The organism is Accumulibacter sp., from assembly GCF_029255145.1.
In the GTDB taxonomy this organism is placed as follows: Bacteria; Pseudomonadota; Gammaproteobacteria; order Burkholderiales; family Rhodocyclaceae; genus Accumulibacter.
The window spans coordinates 1-2587 of the sequence record NZ_JAPUVQ010000014.1; the positions used below are offsets into that span (position 1 = coordinate 1).

Genomic DNA, 2587 nt, shown 5'->3' on the forward strand with positions numbered 1-2587 from the left:
CGCTGTTGACTGCTCAGCGACCTTCAGCACGCTCTGGCGCAGGCTAACTCGCGCCTTGAGGTGCTCCAGCGTAGGGCAGAGCCCTGGCATCAGGTCGGCAAGAATTCCAATCGCGGAATTTGGGAGGGGAGAAACGATTTCCAATCCGTTCACGATATGTCAAAATCATCTGCTCTGAGAAGCCATGGATACGGAGGAAGGTCATGAGGTTCCATCCTTTCGTTCTGTCTGTCGGGGCAGCACTGCTCCTGTGTTCGCCGACGCCGGCAGAGGCTGCGGGCACTCTCGACAAGATCAGAGCGTCGCAGACGATTTCGCTCGGTTACCGCGAGGCGTCGATTCCGTTCTCGTACACCGGCCAGGACAGGCAGCCCTGGGGCTATTCGGTCGACTTGTGCACCCGGGTGGCGGCGGCCGTGGTCAGGCTGCTCGGGCTCGACGAGTTGCAGCTGCAGTGGGTTCGGGTGACGCCGGAGACACGTATCGCCAAATTGAAATCAGGCGAGATTGACCTCGAGTGTGGTTCGACGACCAGTTCGCTTTCGCGCATGGAAGAAGTGGATTTCAGCCTGCCGATCTTCGTTGACGGCGGCAGTTACCTGTCCCCCTGGGCGGCAGGGATCAAGAACCTGCAGGATCTGGCCGGCAAGAGCATTGCCGTGGCCGTCGGGACGACGACCGAACAGACGCTGGCCAAGGCCTTGACGGAGCACCGGGTCGGCGCAGAACTGGTAAAGGTCGGCGACCACCAGCAGGGGATCGATGCGATGGCCAAGGGAGAAGTCGACGCCTACGCTTCGGACCGCTCCCTGCTGATCGGTCTTGCTCTCGACTCGGGAAATCAAGACTCGTGGTCGCTTGGCCAGGAGATCTTCTCTTATGAGCCCTACGCCTTGATGCTGCGGCGTGATGACGCGGACTTCCGCCTGGTGGTGAATCGCGAATTGGCCCGTCTCAGCCGTGGTGGCGAGATCTACGCCATTTATGACCGGTGGTTCGGCGTTCTGGGCAAGCCGGGACCGGCGCTGCAGAGCGTCTACTTCCTCAATGGCTTGCCCGAGTAAGCCGGAACCGCTCATTGCGTGGCAGCTGCCACTTGCCGGTCGTCTTCGGGTGCGACGATGTCTCGGTAGGCGTGCCACGTGGCGTGCCCTACCAGCGGCATGGTGACGATCAGACCAATGAAGACCGTCGCAAAGCCGATGCCGGCGAGGACCGCGATGCACGCCCCCCACAGCAACAGCGGGCCCGGGTTGCGGCTGCAGGCGACGAGACTGGCAATGGCCGCCGTGACCGCGTCGGTCTTGCGGTCAAACATTAACGGCACGGCGATCACGCTGATGGCGAACACGAACAGCGCGAAAAAACCGCCAACCGCAAAGTAGACCAGCGCGAAGTCGGGCTGCTCGAAAGTCAGAACGGTGTGCACGACGTTGCCGAAAGTCGGCAGTCCGCCCGTAAAGAAAAGCGCAAAAACAATGATCGATGCGCGTGCCCAGATCAGCAGGACGACGGCCAGAACGGCGGCAAAGAGACCGACGTTGGGCAGGTTGGGGCGCCAGGCGGCGAGTGTCGGGGCTAGCCTGGGCGGCGTGCCAAGTTCGATGCGCCGACTGAGGTCGTAGAGCCCCAGCGTCAGGAATGGGCCGAGCAGCAGGAAGCCAGTGGTCAAGCCGGCGAAGAGCGCGTAGGCCTCAGCAAAAACGACCTGCATCAGCCAGCCGGCGGTCGCGAAGCAGGCGCCATAGAACAGGCTGGCCGGGGCTGCCTGGCGAAGGTCATGTCCGCCGTCACGTAGCCAACCGATGACCGCGCGGGACTCTACGCGGCGGATGACCGGGAAGCGGCTAGCAGCACCGTCGGTGCCGGGCGGGACATTTTCGCTCATCGATGGGCCTCCTTCAGTTTCGCGTGATTCTTTTTTTCTCCGTTCGGCGTTGGCCGCCAGAGTGCGCTTGCCAACTGACCGCGTAGGAGCCAGTGCCTGGCGAGTGGCAGGCCGGTTATCGAGGATGCTACCTTGACCGTGCCGGCTCCTGGCCAGGCATCGCACCGCGGCGTTTGCCGCCACGCACGCGATGACGCACCGTTATATAGCACATTTCTTGTGTGGGAAAGGCGCATGCATGGCGGTGGAGGGTGGTAGGAGAAGGTCTGTCCTCCACTCGGCGCGTGCTCCACCGGCTCGTTGGAGGCGCCATTGAGGTGGCCCGTCGCAGCGCGGCCCCGCCGTAGGGCAGCACGCGATGTTGGCCATTTGCGCCGGCATCGATGTCAGCAAACTTTACACGTAGCCTTGGGTATATCTCATGACAATCGCTTAAGTATATGCTTTTGTGAACAAAACTAACCTGGGGTACAAAACTTGCGTCGTATTTCAGGCGCACGACGCCTCGCTGCGTACTTAGCGCAGCCGTTGGCCGCAACCAAAAAGGCGTCGCCCCGATACCGCCGGATTTAACTTGCGAGGACAATATCCTCAACCCCACGTAGGAGGTAGACCACCGCACGGCAAGGGAGGCGACATGGACATTTTCCTCAAGAAGCACCAGGAGTCAATCCTGGGTGTTGTTGAAGGCTTCGACCG

General features: G+C 61.6%; 2 protein-coding genes. One reads left to right on the plus strand and one right to left on the minus strand.

The features are described from left to right. The first annotated feature begins 203 nt into the window (after positions 1 to 203). Complete coding sequence (locus Q1L50_RS01195; protein ID WP_300335293.1) at positions 204 to 1064, plus strand: amino acid ABC transporter substrate-binding protein; 861 nt, start codon at positions 204 to 206, stop codon at positions 1062 to 1064. Between the two features lie 11 nt (positions 1065 to 1075). Here Q1L50_RS01195 and Q1L50_RS01200 read toward each other — a convergent pair whose 3' ends face one another. Beyond that, the gene (locus Q1L50_RS01200) at positions 1076 to 1888 is read right to left on the minus strand and encodes a DUF2189 domain-containing protein (RefSeq protein ID WP_300335294.1); all 813 of its coding nucleotides are present in this window, start codon (positions 1886 to 1888) and stop codon (positions 1076 to 1078) included. Between the last annotated feature and the right edge of the window lie 699 nt (positions 1889 to 2587).